At 69.4% G+C, this 1,020-nt stretch carries 1 protein-coding gene; it reads right to left on the bottom strand.

Annotation, left to right across the window (positions count from 1 at the left end):
• On the bottom strand, nt 1–1,020 hold a 1,020-nt coding region (locus tag CY652_RS23695; protein ID WP_146010216.1), incomplete at both ends, for a type II secretion system protein.

The following is a 1,020-nucleotide window of genomic DNA, read 5'->3' as shown; positions in this document are numbered from 1 at the left end:
TGCCGTATTGGTCGACGGCGAGGGCCTGCCAGGTGCCGCCGGTCCAGACGAAGGCGCGGCCCGTGTCCATCGTGACGGCCACGTCGCCGGCTTCGGGCGGGGGCGTGGACGAGGGACTGGGGAGATCGGCGTAGGTGTCGACGGTCGTGCGCCAGTGCATGGAGCCCTGCAACTGCCACTCGCCGTCGTCGTCGCAGTTCAGGATGTTGCCGCTGGGGTCGGCGGTGATCTTGCCGGCGTCGGGGCTGATCTTGTTGGGGTCGGCGGAGGGGCTGCAGTCGGCGTCGCTGGTGCGGTCCTCGTGCGGGTCGTCGAGGAAGATGGGGGCATGCATGGTGTTGCCGTCGGCGACGCCGGTCACGGAGGTGGGCTGGCGATAGAGGAAATCGGCGGCCGCGCCGTTGCCGCCGCTGTAGTAGACCTGGCTGACGAGGTGGCCGACGCCGGTGGGAGTACCGGTGCAGCTCGCGCCGTCGGGATCGACGGCGGACATGCCGGCGGACCAGCTACCGAAGGCGCCCTCGGCGATGCCGTGGTTGATGGACTGGATGGCGCCGCTGCCGGAGCCGCCGTTGGCGGCGATGTAGCCGAGGGTTCGGTCGTCGATGGTCTGTCCGCCTTCGGTGACGAGGAAGGCCTCGATGTCCTGGGGGCCGTTGCCGCCGCTCCATCCGGAGCCGGGGCCGCGATAGACGAGCAGGCAGGGGGTCTGCTGGTAGGCGTTTTTGGTGCTGGTCGAGGCGGGCAGATAGGAGGAGAGCTTGTAGCTTCCGGCGCTCGATCCGGTGAGGGAGACGACGAGCGGGGCGTTGGTGGAGAGGCCGGAGGAGATGAGGGTGGAGTAGTTGGCCTTGAGGAGCTGCATGGCGGCGCTGGCGAGCTGGGCCTGGTAGCGCGCGGTTTGCTGCCCGCGGGAGTTGCTGTAGGCGGTGTTGACGAGGGCGAGCAGTCCGGTGAGCAGGATGGCGGCGATGCCGAGCACGGCCAGCGTTTCCAGCAGGGTGAAGCCCCGTTGACGGA

This window comes from Burkholderia sp. WAC0059 (assembly GCF_002870125.1).
Classification (GTDB): Bacteria; Pseudomonadota; Gammaproteobacteria; order Burkholderiales; family Burkholderiaceae; genus Paraburkholderia.
The sequence above is the reverse complement of the archived record's forward strand: the minus strand, read 5'-3'. Positions and strand labels throughout refer to the sequence as shown.